This window comes from Clostridium algidicarnis (genome assembly GCF_000703125.1).
Classification (GTDB): Bacteria; Bacillota; Clostridia; order Clostridiales; family Clostridiaceae; genus Clostridium_L; species Clostridium_L algidicarnis.
In genome coordinates this window covers 2615641-2640769 of record NZ_JNLN01000001.1, presented here as the reverse complement: position 1 = coordinate 2640769, position 25129 = coordinate 2615641, and the positions used below count along the sequence as shown (strand labels likewise).

Sequence of the window (25129 nt, the reverse complement as noted above, 5' to 3'; positions counted from 1 at the left end):
ATAACATATTGAAAAATAGTTATTAATGAACTGATACTTCCAAAGTAGACAATCTAATTAATTAAAAATAGATTATCTACTAGGAGGTATTTTTTTATTTTTTAAAAATAATTTCATTTATAGTGATAATAATTTAAATTTAGGAAAAAATAAGTTTAAAGGAAGGAGGAATTACTATGAAAATGCAGAAAATCAAGATATTTTCAAGCTTAATTTTAATACTTAATTTGCTTATGGTAAATGTTCCCGCAGAGGAAAAAGAATTAAATAAAGATATAAAGTCAGAGGGATTGAATATAGAAGCTAAATCCGGATTATTAATGGAGGTGAGTACAGGAAAGATTATTTTTGAAAAGAATTCTAAAGAAAAATTTGCACCAGCGTCTGTTACGAAGATAATGACAATGCTTATAGCTATGGAGGAAATAGATAAAGGTAATATAACATTTCAAGATAAGGTTACAATAAGTGAAACCGCAAAAAAAATGGGTGGTAGCACTATGTTGTTAGATACAGGAGAGGTAAGAACAGTAGAGGAAATAATAAAGGGTATAGCTATTGCCTCAGGAAATGATGCAGCAGTTGCTATGGGTGAATTTCTAGGTGGTACAGAGCAGGCCTTTGTTAATATGATGAACGCAAGAGCCTCTAGCCTCGGAATGATGGATACTACATTTAAAAATTGCACTGGACTTCCGGAACAAGGACATTTGAGTACCGCATATGATATATCAATAATGTCAAGGGAGCTTTTAAAGCATTCTGATATATTAAAATATACAGGTACATATATGGAGACCATATCTGAAGGAAGAAAGTCACCTATAGAGCTTGTAAATCATAATAAATTAGTAAGATTTTTTGATGGATGTGATGGATTAAAAACTGGTTATACAGAAGAAGCTAAGTACTGCATATCTTCAACTGCATCTAAAGATGGGGTAAGGGTATTGGCTGTAATAATGGGATCACCTACCTATAAAATAAGAAATAAAGATGCTAGTATGCTTATGAATTATGGTTTCTCTAAATTTGAGAAAAAAAGTATTGTGGAAAAAGATGCAGAAGTTGATAAAATAGTTTTAGATAAAAGCGGAGAAAGATATTTTATAGCAAAGGCTAAAGAAGAATTAAATATTATAGTAGAAAAGGGTCAAAAAGTTGAAACAACAAAAGAATTGATAATTGATGAAGATAAAAAAAGTTATAATAAAGATGATGTAATAGGTCACTGTAAATATTATGAAGGAGAAACCCTTTTAGGTGAGGTTGAGATATATACAGACAGAGAGATTAAAAAATCTACTTTAATAGATAATATTAAGTATAACTTAAAGAATATATTTGAAGGGGCAATTTAAAAATATGTAATAATATTTCCCTTTGAATTAACGAGATACAAAAAATAGATTTATTCACCTAAACATATCTAAAATTTAATATAAAAAAGAGTTTTTAAAATATATATACTTATATTTTTAGAAACTCTTTTTTGCATTTAAGATATAAAGATGACAATATGCAAAGGCTATAATATAATTAATAGGTACTACTAGAGAGAAATTATAAGAGGTGAATTTTATGGAGGGTTTAAATATTAAAATATCAAATTTTGAAGGTCCTTTTGATTTGTTATTACACCTAATCAAAAAGAACAAGATGGATATTTACAATGTAAAAATATATGAAATTACTAATCAATATATAGAGTATATTAAAGAAATGAAAGAATTAGATCTTGAGATAACTTCAGAGTTTATCGTTATGGCTGCAACACTTATAGAATTTAAATCAAAGATGCTTCTTCCCAAAATAAAAAAAGAAGAGGATGAAGCTGAAGAAAGGTACAAAGAGGATCTATTACAAAAGCTAATAGAGTATAAGAAATTTAAGAAAGCCTCTATATATTTTAGAAAGTTAAAAGGTGATACAGGGGAAATGTATGCTAAAATGCCAGAAGTAATTGGAGAAAAGATACCTAAAACCAATGAAGAGCTCTTAAAAAATGTTACTATGCTTAATTTATATAATTTATATAATGACTTAATATTAAATTACAAAAACAAAAAGAACACTAGTAATGTTATAGAAACACAAATACCTTTAGATAAATACAAGGTAGAAGATAAGATACGGCATATACAAGAAATTTTATATAAAAATAATAATATAACCTTTTATGAGGTAATACTTGCTTGCAACTCTAAACTAGAAGTTGTTGTTACATTTTTAGCATTACTTGAATTAATCAAAGAAAGGTCTATAAATGTTACTCAAGGGGATAGTTTTTCTGAAATTTACATAGAAAGGATTATATTAAATGCATAATAAAGATTTAAATCAAATAGAATTTGAACAAACATCAAAAAATATATTATATACTTCAGTAATAGAATCATTGCTCTTTGTTAGTGGAGAACCTATAGATTTAGGGTATATTTCAAATATTATTGAATGTAGTAATGGCTACACAAAAGAGCTTTTAAATTTTATGATAAAGGATTATGAAGGTGATAAAAGAGGTATAAAATTAATACATATAGATGGTAAATATCAACTTGTTACTAAACCTGAAAACAGTGAATATATCCAAAAAGTATTAAAGGGAAGTTCACGTCAGTCCCTATCTCAAGCAGCACTTGAAAGTCTTGCTATAATTGCATATAAACAGCCTATAACAAGGATTGATGTAGATGAGATAAGAGGTGTTAAAAGTGATAGTGCTATACAAAAGTTATTAGAAAGAAATTTAATAAAAGAAAATGGACGTTTAAATGTTCCAGGAAGACCTATACTTTATGGTACCACTGTTGAATTCTTGAAACAATTTAATATAGAGACACTTAAAGAATTACCATCTCTAGAGTCATTTTTAGATGAGGTAGCAAGTACAGAAGAAATATAATTATATAAAAAAGAGATAAGTGTAATATTAAGTTAGGGAAATATAAGTATTCCCTAACTTAAAGTAATTACATCATCCACCATAAGGCTAAAAGATTATTTTATTCTTCTTTACACTTTTTGTTATTTAACAAGTCTTTCATCATGTCTATTACCTGCGGAACAGTATCTACTATCTTATCATAGGTATTATCTTGATCTACGGATAATAGTCTTAAGCAATCATCTCTTAAAACTAAGAATGCCACAGGTTTAATGGATACTCCAGCCCCTGAACCGCCTCCAAAAGGGAAATTAGTTGTATCTTCTCCACTGTTTTTTTGGCAGGTAGGTAAAAATTCAGATCCACCTGAAGCAAAACCAAAAGATACCGTTGAAATAGGTAATATAACACTACCATCTTTCGTTTCAATTGTATCTCCGACTATAGTGTTTACATCTACCATATCTCGAATGTTTTCCATAGTAGTTTTCATTAAATTGTCAATAGGATGATTTTCCATAATGATGCTAAGAGTGTAATCACTCTTTAGCTTTCACCTCCTTAATTGATTTCCTATACATAAAAAGTATATTAATAACTTGTGCCATATTTATGTAAATTATGCACCTTATTTTTAGATGTAAAATAGTTTTATTGAAATTTGGCACTATTTTTAAATTGTAATGCTTTATCTTAAATATATTTTGTAATAATGAATATAGTATATAAAAAAATGAGTTCAAGGTCCCATAGGATATAGCAGTAAGTGAAGCATCATTAGACCCATGTTCTATATAAGTATCTATAGATATATTACTTTTAAAATTAGAGGATTTATATCTGTTTAAAAGATTAATATATTTTATTTTATTAGACTTAATATTTTTATGTAAATTTTGTTTTCTTTGATTATGTAAATTAATAGATTTGTTAAATAATTTAATGTGGACCTTTTTATCTTTCACTTCTAAGCTTATTTTTAAGGGAATGGGAATAAGTGCAAGTATAATTAAAAAAGAAAATATAATTAAACCTTTAATAAACATGATTTGTCCTCCAATCAACAACATATCTTCTATTATTGCCAATAATTCCTCTTTTAAGTATATATATATAAAATTAATTAGTATCAATGTTAGGTTATTGGAAATACTAATTTAAAGCTTACTATATGGAGGTATGTATTTATGAGAAAAAAACAATATTATATAGCCAAGGGTTTAGTAGTATTATTTATAACTACCTTATTATTTAATACTAAAACTTTAGCAAAAGTAAATTCAAATGATTTGAAAGAAATTAGAATTTCAGCACTATCTGCTGTAGCCATTGATGCTAAAACAGGAAGTGTATTATATGATAAAGATTCTCATACAATATTACCAATGGCTAGTACAACAAAAATAGCTACAGCTTTAGTTGCATTAAAATATGGAGATTTAGATAAAACAGTTGAAATAAGTAAAAATGCTCAAAATGTAAAAGGGTCAAAGGTTGGCTATAAAAAAGGTGAAAACATTACAATAAAAGAGCTCTTATATGGACTTTTATTTAGATCAGGAAATGATGCAGCTATAGCTATATCAGAAGGCGTTGCAGGCTCTGTAGATGGATTTATTGAACTTATGAATGAGTATGCACTTAATATAGGACTTTTAGATACAAGTTTTAGCACACCTCATGGCTTAGACAAAGAAGAGCACTATTCTACAGCTTATGATTTAGCACTATTAACAGTTAAGGCAAAAGAAAATGAAATATTTAGCAAAATAGTCTCTAGTAAAAGCATAAAAAAAGATGAAATGAAATTCACAAGAGACTACAATAATATAAACAAATTACTTTGGCAAATCCCAGAAGCTAATGGAGTGAAGACAGGATATACAGGAAATGCAGGTAAATGCCTTGTATCATCTATATCCTATGATAATAATGATGTAATAATTGTAGTTTTAAATTGCAACGAAAGATGGAAAGAAACTAAAAATATTTATGATTACGTTTTGAAAAAATATGAATATAAAAAGGTATTTTCAAAAGGTGATATAGTAAAAGAAGTAGAAATTAAAGATGGTATATATGGCGTAAAAGCATATATGAAAGAAGATATAATAATTCCAATAGAAAAAGGTAAAAGTGAAGATGTTAATATAATAGTTAATAAAGATATTAAGGCACCCATAAAAAAGGATGATATAGTAGGAAGTATTATAATAAGGTCACAAGAAAATATAATTTATGAAGGAATAATATATAGTAAAGAAGATGTCGGAAGTATATCAAACTTTCAAAAATTAAAGGGTAAACTATTTAAGCAATCTTAAAATTAATAGCTTTAGTTGTAACATATAGTATTTAAATAAATACTTTAATAATATAGAAAAGTATTTATAATATTCTTTTTAAACAGGAAAGGATGGTATATATGAAATATGAAATAATAGATTGTATTGATGCAGGAACAGAATTTTGTGCTTAATACATAAAGATACATCATATATACCATAAAAATTTATTTGTAATTTATTTCTAAGCTATGATTTTCCTCATCAAAGTAAATAGATTCTATAAGTCCTCTTAATATATACTTTTTTTCCTCTAGGGTAATATAATCTTTAAACATTGATAAATTAAGCTTTTCTTTTGAAAAAAGATTTAATAGATAATTATTTTTTAAATGCATCTTTCTAGACAACTGTTTGTCTTTTAAATCATTAATAGAGGTCTCAAGCTCTATTATCTTAGGTTTAATGTGTTTTGAAAGTTCAGGACTTAAGGATAATTCATCTAATAAGTTTTGTATCTTCATATTTTTATATTGTATCTCTTTATTAATATTAAGAGAATATAGGGAGTAATCTTTTAGCTTTATGGTATTAAAAAGAGATTCAATAAGTTTAGAGGTATCTATTAAAGTTTTATTTATATCTTCTATTAGAGCAGTTTCTATTTCATCAACTCTTACATTTCCATTATTACATAGCTTGCCTTTTGATTTAGATTTGTTTTCACAGACATAATATAAGATTCTCACATTAGAATTAGCCAAAATATGTCCATGTTTAATATACATATTTCCGTTACAATTAGCGCATTTTAATATACCGACTAAAAGAGCTCTATTTGACCTTCCTTTAGCTGGGGGTGTTCTTGCATTAGTATCTAGTAGACTTTGAACTTGTAACCACTTAGAACTACCAATTATGCCATGGTGATCACTTATGGATGCTACCCACTCTGATCTATCTCTTTTTTGTGTTATATTTTTAGTTTTATTATAAATTAAAATACCATTTCCATTAGAATTTCCAAAAACATTTATATTATTAGCACTTAAGTAATCTAATACCTTGGGAGAACTTTTAACGTATACTGGAGACCTTAATATAATTTGAATCCTTTTAGCAGTCCAATTAATACTAGATTTTGCAGGTATAAGATTTTCATTTAGAAAATCTTTGACCTTATTTAAAGATCTTTTTTTTTCATATAAATCATAGATAAGTCTTATAGTTGTAATTTCACTTTCAATAGGGGAGAGCACATAAGTTTTCTTATTAATTTTATTGTTATCATAAAAAGTTTTACACTGACTTTTATAACCTAAGGGGGTTTGACCACCAAGCCATTGACCTGACTTTGCTAGCAAAAGCATATTATCTGAAACCCTTTGAGCAGTAGTCTCACGTTCTAGCTGAGCAAAGATAGAAGCTATATACATCATAGCCTTACCCATAGGAGATGATGTATCAAATTGTTCTTTGATACTAACAAATTGTATATTTAATGTATCTAATTCATTAATGATGTTTGTAAAGTCATACAAGTTCCTACTTATTCTATCTAATCTATAACAGATTATAAAATTAAATTTATGACACCTAGCATCCTCTAGCATTCTTTTAAATTCAGGCCTCTCAATATTTTTACCAGAGAAACCCTCATCTTCATAAATAAATATTTCATCTACAATTTTATCCTTGCAGTAATCTTTGCAAAGGTTAATTTGGTTTTCAATAGAATCTCCAGTGTTAGTTATTCTTGACTTTCTTGAATAAATAGCTACTTTCATAATATTTCACCTAAAACAATAATAATAATAATATAGTATTCCATTTAATATATAAAGGTTCATATGTAAGTATTAAAGTCTTAAAGGAGGGTTCTAATTTGAAAAAAAAGATAGAAAAAGTTTTGGTTAATAATTATAAAGAGGAAGTGTGTAGAGAAACTTTACTAAGTAATCTAGTGGAAATTATATCCTTAAAATTAAATAATGATGATCTTGAAGTATTATATAATAGCTTTAATGATGGAAATGAAGACAAATTAATATAAAAATGCTATAATACCTAGGAAAAAGAGAGGTGTTACAATGAATAATATAGCTGGAGAAGGTTGCGATATTTTAGTGCCTTTTAATGAGAGAAAGCCATTAAAAGACATAGAGAAAAGTCTTATAAAGACATATAAAAAGCATGTTTGGTCTAAATTTATTAAGGCCATAAAGGAATATAAATTGGTTGAAGAGGGAGATAGAGTTGCAGTTGCTATATCAGGAGGTAAGGATAGTCTAATTATGGCTAAGCTATTCCAAGAGTTACATCGACATAGTGACGTAAACTTTGAACTTCGTTTTATTGCTATGGATCCTGGGTATCATGATAATATTAGAGAACTACTAATAGATAACTGCAATTATTTAGAAATACCTGTAGAGATATTTGATTCAGGTATATTTGATGTAGTTGATAAGATAGCAAAGGATTACCCTTGTTATATGTGTGCAAAAATGAGAAGAGGTGCTCTTTATGCTAAAGCTAAGGAATTAAACTGTAATAAGCTTGCTTTAGGCCATCATTTTAATGATGTTATTGAGACGACTTTATTAAATGTTTTATATGCGGGCAATTTTAGAACTATGCTTCCGAAACTAAAGGCAGCAAACTTTGAGGGGATAGAACTTATAAGACCACTATATTATGTAGAAGAAAAATACATACAAAATTTCATTCAAAATAGTGGCATATGGCCATTAAATTGTGCTTGTATGGTAGCAGCAAAAAAGATAGGAAATAAAAGGCACGAAATAAAAGATCTTATTGAAAATTTGAAATTAACCAATAGCGATATAGATAAGTCGATATTTAAAGCTGCACAAAATGTAGAGTTAAACTCTATATTAGGATGGAAAAAGGACGGAGAAAGTCATTCGTATTTAGAATTTTATGATATGTAAAGTTATATAAAAGGAATTCCTAGTATGTAGGAATTCCTTTTTTTTAATACTCTGAGTATGATTAACAAATAAATACAAAATTATGATGTAATTTCCTGGGAAATTATTAGCTGAAATATTTCTATGATTTCCTAAGAAAAACCTTGTTAAAATATTTGTATAATTTTCATGGAAACAACCAACTGAAATATTGGTCAAATTTTATTTGAAACATTTAATTTATTTAGAATTTAAATAGCCTTCTTCTTTTAATAACTCTGCAGTTAATACAGCTCCACCTGCTGCACCACGAAGGGTATTGTGAGATAAACATACAAATTTATAATGGAACAATGGATCTTCTCTAAGTCTACCAAGAGTTATTCCCATACCATTATACATATCCCTATCTAAATTAGTTTGAGGCCTGTCAGCTTCCTCAAAATAGGTCAAAAGCTGTTTTGGAGCAGTAGGTAAGGAAAGTAACTGTGGCTTTCCTTTAAATTCCTTCCAAGATTTTATGATATCATCCTTAGTAGGTTTTTCTTCAAAAGATACAGAAACTGTAGCTAAATGTCCATCAGATACAGGAACTCTTACACATTGTGCACTTATTATAGGAGATGTAGCTAAATTTATTTTGTCATCTTTAATATTTCCCCAAATCTTAAGCGGTTCCTTTTCACTTTTTTCTTCTTCGCCACCTATATAAGGTATAACATTGTCTAATATTCCTGGCCAATCTGAAAATAATTTCCCACTACCAGAAATTGCTTGATAAGTGCTAACCATTATTTTTGTAGGCTTATATTTTAGTAGTGCGCTAATTGCAGGAACATAACTTTGAATTGAACAGTTTGGCTTTGTTACAATAAATCCTTTAGTTGTTCCTAGTCTTTTTTGTTGAGCTTTTATTACCTCAAAATGATTTGAATTTATTTCCGGTATTATCATAGGAATATCATCAAACATTCTATTAGCAGAATTATTTGATATTACTGGTGTGTTTGCTTTAGCATAAGCTTCTTCTAGCTTAATTATATCTTCTGTATCCATATTTACAGCACAAAAGACAAAATCTACAGATTCACTTATTTCTTTAGCTTCATTTATATTTTTAACAATAATTTCTTTTACATTGTTTGGTAGTGGGAGATCTAACTTCCATTTACCATCCACCGCATCCTCATATCTTTTTCCAGCGGATTTTTTGCTAGCAGCAATTTCCTTTATTTCAAAGTAAGGATGGTTTTGTAATAATGTAATTAATCTTTGTCCTACAAAACCGGTTCCCCCGAGTATACCTACTTTTAATTTACTACTCATAAGACACCTCCATAATATTATATAGCTTTATTATACTTTTATATATTATATATGTACACACAGGCAGCTTAATTTATTATAAAATATTAAGTTCACCATAGATTATAATATTTAAAATCTGCATTAGGGTTTATTTTTTAAGGGTTTTAATATATACTTTTATATATAATTATAGTTTTAAATGGGGGAGATTATGTGAGCAATTTATGGGGAGATGTAAAAAAGATTGAAGAGGATATAGAAACCTTAGAAAAGCTTAAAATTGATATTTTAATGATGATAGACTTTCCACTTTGGAATAGATTAACCAATGCCATGGAAGGGGTATGTAAGTGTTATATAAATTTTATTAAAAATGAAAATGAACTTGGGATTTTAGAGGAATTATATGAAGAGGAGAAGTATAGACAGATTAGAAAACTTGAAATATTAAATGATATTGAAGAAATAAAATCAAACATTAAAGTTTATATTAAAGATAGAAATGAAATTTTAAAAGACTTTTCCGAGGAAAAGATAAAAGAATTTCAAGATATATACATAAAGATATCTGAACTGGACCAAAAAAGACTCCAAATAATGCAGCTAATAAATATGAAGTATGAATAAAGAAAAGAAATAATTTAGTTAAAATAATATGGAATGTCTTAATATATAAAAAGCCTATATCTTATTTTACGTAGTAATTTAGGATATAGGCTTATGTTTTTTTTATGATGCATTTTTATGTATTAACCTTGTCCTTGCCATCTAGCAGAGTCGGGAGATTGTATTATATGTTCACAACTTTCGGGAAAGCATTTTTGCGACTGCATTAATTGGAAAGGGGTATGTATTTATCAAGAATATCATGATAATAAAAACAAAGTAAAGGAAGGTAGGGGGGAATTCACCTGTAAGATTTTAAATAAAAAATATTTAGAAACAAATGTTATATCTCTTACTATATTAGTATCTCATAAACTAGCTCAAAATCTTTATGCTACCGGTAGCTATGTATTTATGAGAAATCCTGAAACCATAAGCTATTATGATACGCCCATCTCAATTATGGATGTAAATTTAGAAGAAAACACAATAAAGGTGATTCTGGAAATAAAAGGCATCAAAACTAAAAGCATAGAAAAATTATCTGAAGATGAGAAGATTATAATAAGAGGACCTTATTGGAATGGGGTATTTGGGCTTAAAAATATAGCTAAAACTATCGAAGGTCATTCGTTAGTTGTATGTAGTGGTATAGGAATGGCACCAATGATACCTGTAATAAAAAAGCTATATTCAAATGGAAATAAAGTAACAGTAATATTAGATAAAGCTGGATACAAAAATATTTTTATAGAAGAATATTTAAAAAAATATGATGTAGAAATAATTGAATGTGACTTATTAGTATCAGGACAGCTTACTAAAGAGGCTGAAAATATTATAGAAGAATTTATAGAAAGTAAATCTATAAATTTAATACACTGTTCTGGGGCAAACATTTTAATATTTAAATTAATAGAACTTAATAATAAAAGAATTAAATTATCTTGCTGTAATAATGCTAAGTTGTGTTGTGGTGAAGGTGTTTGTGGAAGTTGTACTGAAAGATATGAGGGCCATAAGAAAAAGAGATTATGTAAGGTTCAAGCGGAACCAAATAGTATATTTGAGGGGAGAAGACTTATATGAAAGTTGTAGTTATTGGAGCAGGTTGGTCAGGTATTGCAGCAGCTATAGCTGCTAAAAAGGCAGGAGCAGAAGTTACACTATTAGAAAAAACAGATCTTACATTAGGACTTGGAAATGTAGGAGGCATAATGAGAAATAATGGTAGATTTACTGCAGCAGAAGAATTAATAGCAATGGGAGCTGGAGAGCTTATAGAAATAACAGATGGGATATCAAGACATAAAAACATAGAATTTCCTGGGCATAAAAATGCATGGCTATATGATGTGAATAAAATAGAACCCCTAGTTAGGAAATACATTGAGGACTTAGGCATAGATTTAAAGCTTATAGCTAGAGTTTCAGACATTGAGAGAGAAGAAGAAAAGATAATGGGTATATATTTAAGTGATGGCACTTACATTGAAGGGGATGTGTTTGTAGAAACTACAGGATCTACAGGCCCCATGGGTAATTGTTTAAGATATGGGAATGGATGTTCTATGTGCATATTAAGATGTCCAGCCTTTGGACCAAGAATAAGCATAAGTGCTAGAGCTGGTATAGATGATTTACAAGGGGAGAGAGAAGATGATGTATTTGGAGCTTTTAGTGGCTCTTGTAAGTTAGCTAAAGAAAGTTTATCAGAAGAAATAAGAGAAAAGCTAGATAAAGATGGAGTAGCAGTTTTAAAAGTTCCAGCAGAAGATGTGCATTTAGATAAATTAAAATCTAAGGTATGTCAACAATATGCATTAAAAGAATTTGCAGAAAATATAGTTCTACTAGATACTGGTGAAGCAAAACTTATGACTACCTTTTATCCATTAGATAAGTTACGAAAAATAAAGGGTATGGAAAGTGCTAAATATATAGATCCTTATGCTGGAGGAAAAGGGAATTCTATAAGATATTTGTCAGTTGCACCAAGAACAGACGATATGAGAGTAAAGGGCATTGATAATTTATTTGTAGGTGGGGAAAAGTCAGGACTTTTTGTAGGGCATACAGAAGCTCGCCATAGCAATCTGCAATTTTTTAGTTATAGCTCCGCAGTAATGTTTTTCTAGAGAAAAATCTATTTTTTTTTTGGACTTCCCCATAATTTTATATCAACTTCTCCAGTAGATCCATTCCAGCTTATTTTGTCTATCAGAGTAGAGATTAAGTATTTTTTATTTTCTATGTCAGCATAATCAATAGTGCTGTAAAAGTTTTTTAAGTTGTAAATTAACAAATCTACATTTATGTCTATTTCAGAACCTTTAGATTTATTTTCAGATAAAGCTTTAAGTTTAGCTTTTGTATCATTAATTTCTTTTTCACGTTTTTCTATTTCATCAAATATGTAATTTGAAGCAATAGAACTTTGTTTTTTTGCTAGTTGCTTAACTAAATTATTTATAGCTTCTTCATTAGATTTTAATGAAGCTTTAAGTAAGTTTAATTCATCAGCATAATTACATTTATCATTTACTTGATTTTTAACTGATTTTAATTCCTCTAGTAATAAACCATTATCCTTGGTAACATTCTTTAATTTATCTATAACAATAGATTCAATTTCATCACTTCTAACATTTGAATTATCACACCTTGTGCCTTTAGAATATACCTTTAGGCTACAACCATAATAGAACCTCTTATTACCTTCTTTATCTTTAGAACCATGTATAACAGTCATGGGTGATCCACATTTACCACATCTTAATAAGCCAGATAATAGGGTGGTATGAGTTTTACCAAGTCTAGGGGAGTTTTTTTTGTTAATTATTAAAGTCTGTTGAATCTTTAACCATTTATCTGCATCTATAATTCCAGAGTGTTTTGCGATTGCTGCAATCCATTCTGTTTTTTCTCTATGAACATTAGGACCTTTTTTCTTATTATAACTTAAAATACCACTTTTATTATTAGGCTTACCTATACAATCTATTCCTTTTTCTATAAGAAAATCAAAAACTTCTTGATTTGCATTAACATAAGTAGGGCTTTGCAGTAAATCAGATATAGATTTTGCATTCCAATCAGAACCAAATTTAGTTTTGAAATTATTTTCTAATAAATACTGATTAACTTTTCTTAATGAATTAAATTCCAGATACTTTTCATAAATAAGCTTAACCAACTTTAATTCATCATCTATAGGAGAAAGCATATATGTAGTTCGCTCTTTATATTCTTCATCCAAAGATATAGTCTTTTTACTGTCAAAGCCTAGTGGAGTTTGCCCACCTAGCCATCGACCAGATTTAGCTAGTTCAAGCATGTTATCCCTTATTCGTTCTGCTATGGTATCACGTTCTAATTCTGCAAACACAGATGCAATATAAATCATAGCTTTTCCCATAGGTGTTGAAGTATCAAATTGTTCTTTTATACTGACAAAAGCTATGTTGTTACTTTGTAGTAATTCTAGACTAGAAGAAAAGTCTGCTACATTCCTACTTATACGGTCTAGTCTATAACATATAAGAACGTCAAATTTTTTCTTTTTAACATCTGCCATAAGTTCAATAAATTTAGGCCTATTAGTATTGCTACCACTAAATCCCTCATCTTCGTAAATTACAAATTCAGTTATTCCTAAAATCTTTTCTCCATACTCCTTGCACATTTGTACTTGGTTTTCAACGGAATCTCCTTTTCCAGTAAACTTAGATTTTCTACTGTATATAGCTGCTATCAATTGCTACACCTCCTAAATGTATATTTATATAATTACATTAGCATAGATTATTGCTTCTTTCAATTAGGTTATAAATATAGCTGATTTTAAATAACTAAGTGTTAGAAGGGAATGCTTTTTATATATTATATTATATAAACTAAAATATAAAAACACATTGAATAAACTTAATTTTCAATGTGTTTTTAGAGCTATAACTCTACAGTATAAATATCTTTTTTGCCAACTACAATAATGAGGACTTTCTTTAAACCTTCTCTTTCAAGGTTTTCTTGAACAAACTTACTTTCTTCGTATCCTTTAAGCTGCTTTAATCCTTCTTGTTTAACCTTTTCGAAAGAATTTCTGTCACTTTCTTTTATATATTTTAGCTCAATAATCCACTGAAATTTAGTTATGTCTTTAAATTGAATTTTTCTTTTTAGCATTATATCTACATACCCTTTATTATTTTCAGCTTCACTTTGTATAAAATAAGTACTATCTACGCCTAAAAGGGTAAGAAACATCATCTTTATATTTTTTTCATCCATTTGAATTAGATCCCTGTTGGATAAATCCTCTAATATGCCTTGTATAAGTTTTACTAGCGACTCAATATTGCCATGGGTTCTCATTTCATTAACGGCTATTCTTATATCCTGCACTTGAATATTATACTCTTCGTTTATTTTTTGGAAATATTGTTCCCAATAAATAGTTTTAATAACGTAGTTAGGCACCTTAAGTACTGTACCAAGTGGTCCTTGATCCTTTATAGAAAGCATGCCAAGATAAAACAATAAGGATTTAAAGTTTTCTTTTATACTGTACATAGTATGAATATTAAATCTATCTACTAACATAGTAGACGTTTCACCTTTAGTCATAATTTCATCTAGGGCTTCTCTATCGTTAAAATTATAAGCTAATTGATTGACCTTTCCATAGTCGGTTTTTACATTGTTATCTATCATCTCTTTTGGATAACGATTATAAGCTAAATAATTATCTAAAAAATACATTGACATATCTGGATTAAAAACTGAATTACTATTTTCGTTAAATCTATAGCCATCGTAATAAGTGGTCATATCACTACATATTTTCTTTCTGAGTTCTGAAGTCTTTATGTTCACTTCGTCCATTATCAATGAAAGTTCATCTCGTGTAAATCCCATCATAGCATTAAGATTTTCATCTAAAGTATAGTTTCTAGTTATATTAAATCCACTGGTTAAGTCATCTAGCATTATAGGACTTACCCCTGTCATAAATATTCTGTTGAAATTATCCATAGTGGCGTCTTTTAAAGCTTTATAAAAAACTTTAACAAAACCTTCACCATGAAGTATATTTTCATAGGTATTTTGTTTTCCTCCTGTAATTAATTCATTAGCAAAGTTATCATATTCATCTATTAGAACAAATACTTGTTTATTTACTTTACTAGCTAAAAGAGAAATATACTGTACTATTATTTCAGCACTGTCTACTTCTTTTGGAATAGTCTTATCTTCTAATAGATTTGAATATTGATCTATAAACTTCATTGCAGACACAAGAACTTTTGAATTAAAACTTTTTCTAAGTTCTTCCTCTCCATTGCCTGCATCAACACCAGCAAAGCTTATTTTCCAAATGAGAAATTTGTTTCTTTCGCCTGTAGGATTCTTGCCTATATATAAATCACCAAATAAATCATCAAATTTATATTCTTTATTTATATCATAATAATTCTCTAAGGTTGAAGTAAATAAACTTTTGCCAAATCTTCTTGGCCTTATGAAGAACTGATAAGGAGCATAGTTATCTAAAATTTCTATGTAAGATGTTTTATCCACATATAGATAATTTTTTTCCCTTAAAACTTCAAAATTAGAAATACCATAGGGTATCCTCTTCATGTTGTATTCACACTCCTAACTTTATTCTATTTATTTAATTATAATATAGTCAATGAAAATCACCAAAATAAAATAATATTTAAGTAACCTACTAAATCATTTGAAACTATAATTAATCAACTTTAGTTTACCACATTTATAAAAGAATATAAAACGAAAGGAGCATGTTCCAAATGGTAAGCACAAATATTATTTTAAATGAAAATACTAAAACTATAAGTAGTAGAAATACAAACTGTATATGTAATATAAAGGTTAATAGAAATTCACAGTATTAAAAAAATAACTATTGGCACATTGGCACGCCTTTAAATTTACTTAATACAGTATAATAAATAACTGTAATACTGTTATATCTGTATAATGTATATTTTATAATTGATGTGCCACTGTGCCATTAATAAATTTATATTATATTAACTCTGTTAAATGAATGATTTGTGATGGAATAAAAATAGGCACAGTTGGTAAGTTTGTATGTGACTTCTGAGCCACTAAAACTTTTAGAAGGGAATGTCACTATTTTCATCTGCTACTTCCAACATATCAGCTGGAGCAATGGAATTTAAATTCAATTCTTGTAGCTTCTTTTTATTGTATACATCAAATCTAATAGTTTTTCTTTCACTACCAGTATAAGCATGTAAGTATTTTGTATCTACTATATAATTAGACTTTTTAGCTTGCTTTTTAAAATCTTTAAGATTTAATATAATTATATCGGCACCAACATTTTTATTGAATTCTAAGATTTGATTAATCATTTCGCTAGTCTTTATGTAAATCTTACCAGATTTACTAACTACTACTTCTTTTACATTTTGGGCTCTTCCATCTTCTATAAGTTGGTTATACAAAACAAGCATCTGTTGAACAGATGAAAGTGAATCCTGACTATCATTTAGAATTTCTGATTTTATATTTTGTGTAATTAAGTCAGCATAATTTAAAATTTCATCTAAGCCCAATTCTTTTAACAGTATATTAAATATTTCTATACCCGTAGCAATATTTATAGCAGTATTTAGTACTCTATCCCTTAAATCTGTAAAACTAGGTTTTAGGGTATCTCTTAATTCTTGGTAACTAAGGACATCTAAATTTAAAATTATTTTTATAAGACTTATACCTAATTTATTAAGAATTTCTTCATTTTTTTGTAGCCATTCCATGCTATTTTCATTATCAATAGTTCTTTCTGCTTTAGATAAGTAAACGATACAAGATCTTTCCATAAGAGCTTTTTCAGCGTTTTTATAACTTTCTTCTCCAGCTAAAATTATAGGCCTGTTTAAGACAAAATTTCTATTATTAAGGGTCTTATCTCCTCTAGACACAGTTGTTCTATCATAACTATTTCTAAAGATTTCCGATAATTTTGCATTTTTATATTTATCTAATAAACTAGGTTTGTATTCATCAAAAATAACAGGATAATTTCCTGTAGAGATAGCTTTTATTAATGCGAAGTTAGTAATTAAACCTATACTCTTTATTTCTTCATCTGGATAATTTAGTATAGCTGCTATCACATTTTTTAATATTGTGCTCTTACCACTTCCGCTTTCTCCAGCAATAAGAAGGTGGTGTCCTTTAATTTTTAAAGTTTCACTTTGTTCTATGCACAAATTGTTTATTAAGCTTCCTAATATGCAAATTGTTTTTTCTTTAGATGCAAAATTAAATATATGTTTCATAAGCTCTTTAGTCTCTTCATTATTAATAGGTTCTGTATCTTTAATATTTATAGCTATTCCCTCTACACTTATTATGGTACTATCTACACTTTTTCCTAATATTGCTCCATTATTTGTTATTAGCATTCTTGTATCATTCTTAGTTATAAATTTAACACCACTATGAATTTCTTCTACATTAAAAGTAAAGTACCTATTTATCCACATTTTCAAGTTGGTTAAATCATCTAATTTGCCTTTAAATGTTATATCCATACTTGCTAAAAAGTTTTTGAAAATTTTCATATCATCAAATACACTTACTTCCCCAATACGTTTAAATTTTTCTCCACTATCAGATTTTAATATTAAATTTATACCTTCAACTTGCTTGTCAACAAAGATAATTCTGGTAGCTTTTATTACATTAAAATTTGTAATATAGACTTTCTTAATATCATCCTCTTTTTTGTTATTAACATATTTATATATGCCGAGATCATCTTGCTGTAATAAATTTTTATTTTTTAAATCAAGGCTCCTATTAAAAGCTTTAATTAATTTTTCTGATGTATTCTCAGCATTTATCCATTTAAGAATGTCTTTATTATCATGGAAATCTTTTAGTTCCAATAAACTTATAATCTTGAATGTTTTAGAAGCCTCATAAACTTTATTCATTATATTTCTTATATATTCATTATCATCATCGTCATATTTCAATATATATATTCTACAATTATCAACATAAGATAAACCTTCAATAGTATTATATGTTGTTGCCCAGTACATACCATTTTGTTCTAATAATATATTTAGACTATTAGCTTCTTCTTGCATTTTTGAAACAATTATTATTTTATTATCCTTAATAGATTTAATTACATTTTGGATTTCTAAAGAACAAATATCCATATTTGTTTTTTCCCTTAATATAGCTCTTGATATTTGCATATTAATTTCCTCCATTGTCATAAAAAATTTCTAATTTTAAAAACTAGATATTCCTATATATCTAAGTAAATTAAAAAATATAAAAAAGAGGATAAGGAAAGTTATAATTTATTAAAAAAATATATTTTATTAATAAATTAAAAAACTTTGGAGTAGTACTTTAGGTTTAAAAGTACTACTCCGAAAGAATTTTATTATTATCCAAAATATAAAAGTGCTACAAAGGTATTGATTGTAGCACTTTTACAATTCTTATATTAAGTAGATAGTTTGTTTACAATACAAATTTAGCATTACATATTAATAGCTTTGTCCAATATCATTTTTTTAAAAGATTGCACATTTATTATAAAATAGTTTATAAAAGATAGTAAAGTTCTTATTATCGATATAATAATAAGATAATTAAAGAATAATGGCTTTTTAAAAGCTAAAAATATAGACGGGTTTATAAAATTAATATTATGGATTATTTTTTACGTGTGGACCTTTAGGGAGTGGATAATAGTTCTAAAAAGATTTCCAAAAAGTTTCTTAGCTCAATGGCTTCTGCACTTTAAGCAGAATTTATAAGCAATTATCCAATGTATTTAAGATACTTGGGTTGGGATTTATAAGTATAAATAAAACTAAAAATCCCTATTAAAGCATAAAAGTTTATGCTCTTGCTTAGCTTTCTTAACATATTAATATATGTTTTAAGCATTATTACTAAGCTAGTTACAACTAAATAACAATATAGATACGGGAACATAATATAGTACACAAAGTAAGGATTACCAGGTGTTCGAGAAAATATATTATGGGAAAACGCAAGAAACAGAATAATTAAGTTATGGCGTAGCTATGTACTTTTTTAAAAGAAAAAATAAACAAGAAAGGAGTAAAAGATATGAATGGTAAAAGTAAGAATTTAATAGCTCAAATAGATCATCTTTTTAAAATGAACAACATGAAAAGTATTAAAACTAAATATAGGTATAAAGAGGCTTGTTATCGCTTTTGTATTTGGACTGGTGAAAATACAAATGTAAAAAAGTTTAAGAATATAAAAGCAAAACATATCTATATGTACGTAGACTATATGCATAGTGTAGATTACGCTCCAGGAACAATAAAACTAGAATTATCTGCAATAAGGTTTTTCTATACTTTGTCTCAAGGAAAAGAAATTTTACCTAAAAATGAAAAGTTAAAGTTAGAAAAAAGAATAACTCGTGGAGCTAGGAGGGCATGGTCAGAAGAGGAAATAGATAGTGCAATATCATTAGCCAAGGAAATGGATAGGCTAGATGTTGTTAAAGCTATACTTTTGTCCTCTAAATTTGGATGTAGATTGGAGGAGGCTGTAGTTTTAACCAATCATCAAGTTAAAGAAGCCATTTGTAGTGGATTTTTATATTTAGAAAACACTAAAGGTAAGAATCCAAGGGAAATTGAAGTAAAAATTGAAGATAGAGAAACATTAAAATATATATTATCTAACGCAAAAAGTGATGAACGTATTTTTATAGGTATAGGGGATAAAACACATATGGTAAAAAGAAGCATACAAAATTGGATTACAAACCACAGAAATGAATTTCAGGACAAGGATAGAATAAATAGGGATATCGCTAGGAAGATGCTAGAAGAAGATAGAAAAGCTACACCAAAAACAAATCTTACTATGCACGGGAATAGACACACCTTTGCTCAAATTAGATTTGATGAGGCTTTACAGAAACATACAAAAGAAGATGCACAAAAAAAGATAAGTGAAGATTTAGGGCATCATAGGAAAGAGGTTACTAATATTTATTTGGGAAGATAGAAAAGTAAAGTCTGTGTAAATATTAGTAAAATACTAGTATTCAAAATATAATTGATGAAATCAGATGATTATATTATAATCTCTATTATAGAGACGTGTAATAACGTAGTCATATGGAATCCTATTTTTAAGAAAATAGAATAATTTCTATTAAGGAGGTGTTCATATTATGAAAAGATCTTTGAACTTAGAAAAATTGAAAGATAGAAGAAGCGTTATAATATCTTCTAATCAAGCGTTGAAAGATATTGTACAAATTAATTGGAGTAAAAAGGTTTTAAATGGAAGAAAGCAAGTTGAAGTTTGTGGTACTAATAAATCTAATAAAATAGTAAAAGTGGAAGTTATAAAACTTGAAGATAAATGTTCCAAAACCACAGTGGATATTAATAAGAATCCTTTTTTATTAACAGTGGAAGATCTTAAAAGAAAATTAGTTAGTTATAATATTTCATCTTTATCTGTTTCGCATGTAAATGAATGGCAAAAGTATAAGAATAGATATAGCAGAATATTGATGAAAGCAAAACATGTATAGGTAGTTAGATAAATAATTTATTTGTGTTTTAATATATAAGTAAAAAATAGTAGTAGGGAGTTAACTAAATTTCTACTATTATTTTTCTTGAAAGATCTGACATGGTTAAGCAAAATTTTAATACTAAGTTAAATCTCAGTTGCACACTTTTTCAACCTTTTCTATTTTTCATATACACTAGGAGAAAGTTTTTCTTCGGACTACATACATTCTTCACTGAAGCCTTTAATCCAATCATTAATAGTAGATTTCGCAATATTGTATTCTTTTGAGATGCTTGATAAAGGTATACCTTCCTCCAAACTTAGTCTGGCTATTGATTCTTTAAATGCTTTATCATATTTCTTATTTGCCATTTGTAACACTACTCTCTTAATTTTATTATACTAAATTTTCAGATGTTAGTGTTACAATTTTAGTATATTACGTCAGATAGTGTTAACCAATCTATGAAAAAACAAATTAAAAGTGTGAATAATAAGTTAAATAAAATAGTTTCCCACTTTTACTTGACTCAAACCTAAATGTAAAAAAGTTTGTTAATTATAGATATTTTGTTATAATAATAGCTAAGAAAAAATATTTTGATTACATGAGGAGTTGAGTGAATGGGTGATAGTACAATTCAAATTAAAATAGATAAGAAATTAGAGCATTTGGGTGAAGAGGAAATTGCTACTTTAATAAATAGGTATTATAGCAATGAAAAGGCAAAAAACTTAGTTGAAGAATATAAAATTGAAATTAATCCATCTAAATTATATACATTATTTCCACCAATAATTTATGAAGATAAACTGTGTACTTATTGTGGGAAACCTATGTTAATTAAAAGACCTTCAAAATCATCATGTGGGTACGGTAGAAATAATGCATATTGCATAAATTGTGGACATGAAGATAGCCATTTTTGTAATTGTTCATATTGTCGAGAGAAGATAAAACTGGAAGAAATAAAATTAGAAGAGGAGCAGAAAAAGATAGTTCAAGATAAAAGGAATTTGATTAATGATACTTATGATTTAAATAAATATAAGCCAGTTAGGATAGAGGATCTGGGATTTAGAGAAAAAGTTTTTTTAGGAGCACTATTAAGAACTGCTTTGACTGAAGATATGAAAATAATAAAGCCACTGGAAGTTGCGGAAAGAAAATTAGCACCAACATTAAATTATACTAAAGAAATATTAATAACATTACTTTCAAAAAATGTAATTGTTGTAAGTCCTGATTCTAAAATTGAAGCATTTGTTGATTCATCTGGTGAGAAAGAATTTCCACAAACTTATTATATAAATGAAGTTATTTATATCCTTAATATAGAAATTAAAGAAGATTATGAAGAAGAAATAGCGACTTTAATAAATCCTAAAGAGATGAATGAAGAAAGTAAAAGTGAAGCTTTGGAAATTTGGAAAGAGATTGCTTTGGAAGAGTGTTTAGAATATTTAAATTATCAAATGGATAAAGTTAAATTTGATTTTAACCCAGGAGAAAAGACAATTGCAGTTTTTAAAGACCTGTTAGAACATTTTTCGGTAGCGCAGATATATGGAATTATTTATAGGTGTATTGCTAATTCCACAAAGTATTATCAAGAGACAAATATCGGTAGAAAACAAGCGGCAAATTCAGTGGTTGGTGCCTGCCAAAGATATGGAGAAAGAGCTTTAGTAGAGAAATGGGATTTAATCAAATATCATAGGGCATATGATATTCCTCAATCAATGATAGGTGAATTTTTTTTAAATCGTGTAACTAGAATAGGAGATTTAGGCTTTGAGATGTCACCAATAATATTATAACTATTTTATAAAATAATATTATGCAGCTAGAATAGCAACTTTTTCTGTGAAATATCTTTTGTTTGTCTTAAGTACGTTATTCTTTGATCAATCATATTTAAAATCAAAACCTCCTATTTAAAATGAAGGATAATTAAAGAAAAACTAATGTAATCATATATAATCAGTCGTATTTATTTGAAGTCAAATTTGTTATAGTATAATGTTGATGAAATAGAAACTAGGATATTAAATGGAGATGGCGCAAAGTGGATAAAAGCAACTTGTGAAGATCAAGACATACACTTTGAGTTGGATCCATTTCATATAAGCCAAGCGATTATTCGAAAAGTAAGTGATAAAAAAGAACAGAGAGTATTATTGAAGTTATTTAGGCAATGTAAAACTGATGAAAGGTTGGAATTAATTGTTGACATGATGATAGACAATAATAAAGATGAAGTTGTTTTTAAAAAGCTTACAGAACTATATGACTATTTTGTGCATAATAAAGAGGGCCTAGTTCCATATAAATTAAGAGACAATATAACTATGCCTACGGCACCCGAAGGGCGTTATAGATACTTGTAATTCGTGAAATACCTTTATCCGCTTCCGCGGTTAATAAAAAGGGTACGAAATCTAAAGAATATAAGATACATATCGCCCCTATTCCTTATAGTAGAACCGCTGTTAGTTTAGGAAGAAAGGTAATATAAAAATTTTGTGGATTAAAAGGATTTGGAGATTTTAGCTACAATTAGAAGTAAAAATGGGTAGGGTAAATTATAAATACCTCATGTAAAATGGTGGATAATAAGTTAAGTAAAATAGTTGTCCACTTTTACTTAACTCAAACTTATTTAAACTATAATTATATGAAATAAGATGCATATAGTATTATTATATAATAGCGATGTGTAATAACATAGTCATATTTAATCCTATTTTTAAGAAAATAGAATAATTTCTATTAAGGAGATATTCATATTATGAAAAAATCCTTAAATTTAAAAAAACCGAAAGATATAATAATGGTTACAGTATCGGCTAATCAAGCATTGAAATATATTGTGCCAATTAATTGGAGTAAAGAAGTTTTAAATAGCACAAAGCAAGTTGAAGTTTGTGGTGCCAATAAGTCTAATAAAGTAGTAAATGTTTACAAAGTGGAGGCGTAAGAACTTTCAGAAGGGAGAAAACATATTGCAAATACTACATAGTATGTAGTGTGAATAAAAGATATAAGCTAAATATACGATGGAATAGAGATGCATTAAGATGCATGTGCCTATACGGAAACTCATATTATGATAGATTCATCAAGACGAGGGAAGTACTAGAACTTACACTTGATTCTTATAAGGAAATAGAGGAATGCATGAAGGATAGAAATTTATAAGGGAATAAATAGGGCTTTGGGTTAGAAATAAATTTATTAAAAAAACGTTGAAGTGATTTTTAACCTTTAATTAATATAAGAATAATTACTAAAATTAATAATTTAGATAAAGATGTTATAAAGTTATTTAAATTATTTGAACATTCATTCACAATATCAGCTCCTTTTGAATTAAAATATAAGAGCTGAAAGGTAATTATCCCAGTAAAAGGCGACCGTACACCTCAACGCTTTTCTCTGCCCACCCACCTCACCTAATATAATAATATACCAAACATTTACTGGTGTCAATTACCAAGTGAGTATACAATATATAACAATAAAGATTTAACTTTTTCAATCAACTAACTAAAAATCGATATGATGCATAGATAACATAGTAGGTTAAGTAAGGATAATAAAGGAAATGATTAACGAAGAAATTAAAAATAATTGAAGAAGATAGATAAAAGATAAAATTAGGATTCCAAAATATCATAGTACATTATCGAAGATTAATAGCTAAAAAATAATGGGAGGAAAACCCTCCCATTATTTAATAATTGTATCTAATTGTGAATTCAGGATCAGTAGTATATTGGAATGATATAGCTTGTTTTCTTGAATAAGTAAACTCTGCATATTGAGGTTGAATTTGTTGATTATCCTCTGATATTCCCATAGTCTTTTCTTTATCTATAATAGCATTAATAGGAGTCACTACAGTAATTTGAATTTCATCACCATTATCAGGCATAATAAACCCTGGGAATGGTAGAGTAACTTTAAGCTCAAATATATTAGGCGCAATAGGGAATAGTTTATAACTATAACTTAGTAAATATGTGTTTTCTGTATTTTCAATTGGATTTAAAGTTGTTTTGGAGAATGCTGATAATAGTGCCAAAGTTGTAATATCTTTTTTTGTTTCATTTTCATCTCCAGACATAGCTTCATTTAAGGCATCACCGAAACCATCAATTCTTTCTTGAATTAAAGAAGAATGAGTTGGCATAAGATTTATTTTTGCGTGTTCAAAAATAGATTTAAACATTGGATCTATTGGTTTAGAATTAGGGATATACCATGTATCATCTGATGGTATAGGTTGATCAGTTACAATTAAACTTTCTACATGCACTAAATCGAATTCACCTCCATTATATTTAGATGTTTGATGTATTGTAGCTGTAAAATCTTGAAGTTTAATATTAATAGACATAATAGCCTCCCTTTAAATTATTATGGTCAGTATTCGGTTATATACTACTTATAATTAATAAAAAGTTTATACCTCCTTTTATTACATAGTTCTATATAA

Annotated in this window: 22 protein-coding genes and 2 pseudogenes; 15 read left to right on the top strand and 9 right to left on the bottom strand. The window is 27.8% G+C overall.

Annotated features, from left to right (window positions below; all coding sequences use genetic code 11):
* The first annotated feature begins 233 nt into the window (after positions 1–233).
* The 3 genes from BV55_RS0112555 to scpB all read left to right on the top strand — a co-directional run bounded on the left by BV55_RS0112555 (position 234) and on the right by scpB (position 2905).
* Positions 234–1361 (top strand): D-alanyl-D-alanine carboxypeptidase family protein, encoded by a 1128-nt coding sequence (locus BV55_RS0112555; protein WP_423752113.1) that lies wholly within the window; start codon positions 234–236, stop codon positions 1359–1361.
* 220 nt (positions 1362–1581) lie between these two features.
* Positions 1582–2328, top strand: coding sequence for a segregation/condensation protein A (locus tag BV55_RS0112550; RefSeq protein WP_029453157.1), 747 nt, complete (start codon positions 1582–1584; stop codon positions 2326–2328).
* Positions 2321–2905 (top strand): SMC-Scp complex subunit ScpB, encoded by a 585-nt coding sequence (scpB, locus tag BV55_RS0112545; protein ID WP_029453156.1) that lies wholly within the window; start codon positions 2321–2323, stop codon positions 2903–2905. Before BV55_RS0112550 ends, scpB begins: the two co-directional genes overlap by 8 nt.
* A 100-nt stretch (positions 2906–3005) precedes the next feature.
* Here the strand turns inward: scpB and ytfJ are convergent, their stop codons facing one another.
* Complete coding sequence (ytfJ, locus tag BV55_RS0112540) at positions 3006–3407, bottom strand: GerW family sporulation protein (protein WP_198023221.1); 402 nt, start codon at positions 3405–3407, stop codon at positions 3006–3008.
* Positions 3408–3426: 19 nt separating this feature from the next.
* The gene (locus BV55_RS15965) at positions 3427–3933 is read right to left on the bottom strand and encodes a DUF2953 domain-containing protein (RefSeq protein ID WP_029453154.1); all 507 of its coding nucleotides are present in this window, start codon (positions 3931–3933) and stop codon (positions 3427–3429) included.
* 141 nt (positions 3934–4074) lie between these two features.
* Between BV55_RS15965 and BV55_RS0112530 the strand changes: the two genes are divergently transcribed.
* A complete protein-coding gene (locus BV55_RS0112530; protein ID WP_029453153.1) occupies positions 4075–5211 on the top strand; it encodes a D-alanyl-D-alanine carboxypeptidase family protein in 1137 nt (378 codons plus the stop codon).
* 188 nt (positions 5212–5399) lie between these two features.
* On the opposite strand, the gene BV55_RS0112525 is transcribed toward BV55_RS0112530, so the two are convergent.
* A complete protein-coding gene (locus BV55_RS0112525; protein ID WP_029453152.1) occupies positions 5400–6959 on the bottom strand; it encodes a recombinase family protein in 1560 nt (519 codons plus the stop codon).
* Between the two features lie 98 nt (positions 6960–7057).
* Here BV55_RS0112525 and BV55_RS15610 point away from each other — a divergent pair, with 98 nt between their 5' ends.
* Both BV55_RS15610 and BV55_RS0112515 read left to right on the top strand, forming a co-directional pair.
* Positions 7058–7225 carry a hypothetical protein gene (locus BV55_RS15610; RefSeq protein ID WP_157469666.1) on the top strand — a complete coding sequence of 56 codons (168 nt, stop codon included), beginning with the start codon at positions 7058–7060 and terminating at the stop codon, positions 7223–7225.
* A gap of 37 nt (positions 7226–7262) precedes the next feature.
* Positions 7263–8126: a tRNA 2-thiocytidine biosynthesis TtcA family protein gene (locus BV55_RS0112515; RefSeq protein ID WP_029453151.1), complete on the top strand. Its 864-nt coding sequence runs from the start codon at positions 7263–7265 to the stop codon at positions 8124–8126.
* A 219-nt stretch (positions 8127–8345) separates the two neighbouring features.
* On the opposite strand, the gene asd is transcribed toward BV55_RS0112515, so the two are convergent.
* On the bottom strand, positions 8346–9431 hold the full coding sequence (gene asd, locus BV55_RS0112510; protein WP_029453150.1) for an aspartate-semialdehyde dehydrogenase: 1086 nt from the start codon (positions 9429–9431) through the stop codon (positions 8346–8348).
* A 195-nt stretch (positions 9432–9626) separates the two neighbouring features.
* On the opposite strand from asd, the gene BV55_RS0112505 reads away from it, so the two are divergent.
* The 3 genes and pseudogenes from BV55_RS0112505 to BV55_RS0112495 all read left to right on the top strand — a co-directional run.
* Positions 9627–10040: a hypothetical protein gene (locus tag BV55_RS0112505; RefSeq protein WP_029453149.1), complete on the top strand. Its 414-nt coding sequence runs from the start codon at positions 9627–9629 to the stop codon at positions 10038–10040.
* A gap of 165 nt (positions 10041–10205) precedes the next feature.
* Positions 10206–11108, top strand: a complete 903-nt coding sequence (locus BV55_RS0112500; protein WP_029453148.1) for a sulfide/dihydroorotate dehydrogenase-like FAD/NAD-binding protein — start codon at positions 10206–10208, stop codon at positions 11106–11108.
* Positions 11105–12103: pseudogene (locus BV55_RS0112495) on the top strand (FAD-dependent oxidoreductase); the annotation flags it as partial. The gene BV55_RS0112500 and the pseudogene BV55_RS0112495, both read left to right, overlap by 4 nt.
* Positions 12104–12165: 62 nt before the next feature.
* Here BV55_RS0112495 and BV55_RS0112490 read toward each other — a convergent pair.
* The 3 genes from BV55_RS0112490 to BV55_RS0112475 all read right to left on the bottom strand — a co-directional run bounded on the left by BV55_RS0112490 (position 12166) and on the right by BV55_RS0112475 (position 18292).
* Complete coding sequence (locus BV55_RS0112490) at positions 12166–13776, bottom strand: recombinase family protein (protein WP_029453146.1); 1611 nt, start codon at positions 13774–13776, stop codon at positions 12166–12168.
* Between the two features lie 191 nt (positions 13777–13967).
* Entirely contained in the window at positions 13968–15662 is a 1695-nt protein-coding gene (locus BV55_RS0112485) for an ATP-binding protein (protein WP_029453145.1), read from the bottom strand.
* 503 nt (positions 15663–16165) lie between these two features.
* Complete coding sequence (locus tag BV55_RS0112475; protein ID WP_051652504.1) at positions 16166–18292, bottom strand: ATP-binding protein; 2127 nt, start codon at positions 18290–18292, stop codon at positions 16166–16168.
* Between the two features lie 892 nt (positions 18293–19184).
* Between BV55_RS0112475 and BV55_RS0112470 the strand changes: the two genes are divergently transcribed.
* Positions 19185–20105 carry a tyrosine-type recombinase/integrase gene (locus BV55_RS0112470; protein WP_029453143.1) on the top strand — a complete coding sequence of 307 codons (921 nt, stop codon included), beginning with the start codon at positions 19185–19187 and terminating at the stop codon, positions 20103–20105.
* Between the two features lie 169 nt (positions 20106–20274).
* Positions 20275–20643, top strand: coding sequence for a hypothetical protein (locus tag BV55_RS14950; protein ID WP_035794423.1), 369 nt, complete (start codon positions 20275–20277; stop codon positions 20641–20643).
* A gap of 200 nt (positions 20644–20843) precedes the next feature.
* On the opposite strand, the gene BV55_RS15440 is transcribed toward BV55_RS14950, so the two are convergent.
* Entirely contained in the window at positions 20844–20999 is a 156-nt protein-coding gene (locus BV55_RS15440; protein WP_035794786.1) for a transposase, read from the bottom strand.
* 252 nt (positions 21000–21251) lie between these two features.
* Here BV55_RS15440 and BV55_RS0112455 point away from each other — a divergent pair, with 252 nt between their 5' ends.
* The 4 genes and pseudogenes from BV55_RS0112455 (at position 21252) to BV55_RS15725 (ending at position 23829) form a co-directional block, all read left to right on the top strand.
* The gene (locus tag BV55_RS0112455; RefSeq protein WP_029453142.1) at positions 21252–22448 is read left to right on the top strand and encodes a hypothetical protein; all 1197 of its coding nucleotides are present in this window, start codon (positions 21252–21254) and stop codon (positions 22446–22448) included.
* 210 nt (positions 22449–22658) lie between these two features.
* Positions 22659–23018 (top strand): annotated as a pseudogene (locus BV55_RS0112450) (UPF0236 family transposase-like protein); the annotation flags it as partial.
* A 401-nt stretch (positions 23019–23419) separates the two neighbouring features.
* Positions 23420–23608: a hypothetical protein gene (locus BV55_RS14940; protein ID WP_035794420.1), complete on the top strand. Its 189-nt coding sequence runs from the start codon at positions 23420–23422 to the stop codon at positions 23606–23608.
* Positions 23609–23658: 50 nt separating this feature from the next.
* Positions 23659–23829 carry a hypothetical protein gene (locus BV55_RS15725; protein WP_198023238.1) on the top strand — a complete coding sequence of 57 codons (171 nt, stop codon included), beginning with the start codon at positions 23659–23661 and terminating at the stop codon, positions 23827–23829.
* A gap of 535 nt (positions 23830–24364) precedes the next feature.
* On the opposite strand, the gene BV55_RS15435 is transcribed toward BV55_RS15725, so the two are convergent.
* A complete protein-coding gene (locus tag BV55_RS15435) occupies positions 24365–25030 on the bottom strand; it encodes a hypothetical protein (RefSeq protein ID WP_084170564.1) in 666 nt (221 codons plus the stop codon).
* Between the last annotated feature and the right edge of the window lie 99 nt (positions 25031–25129).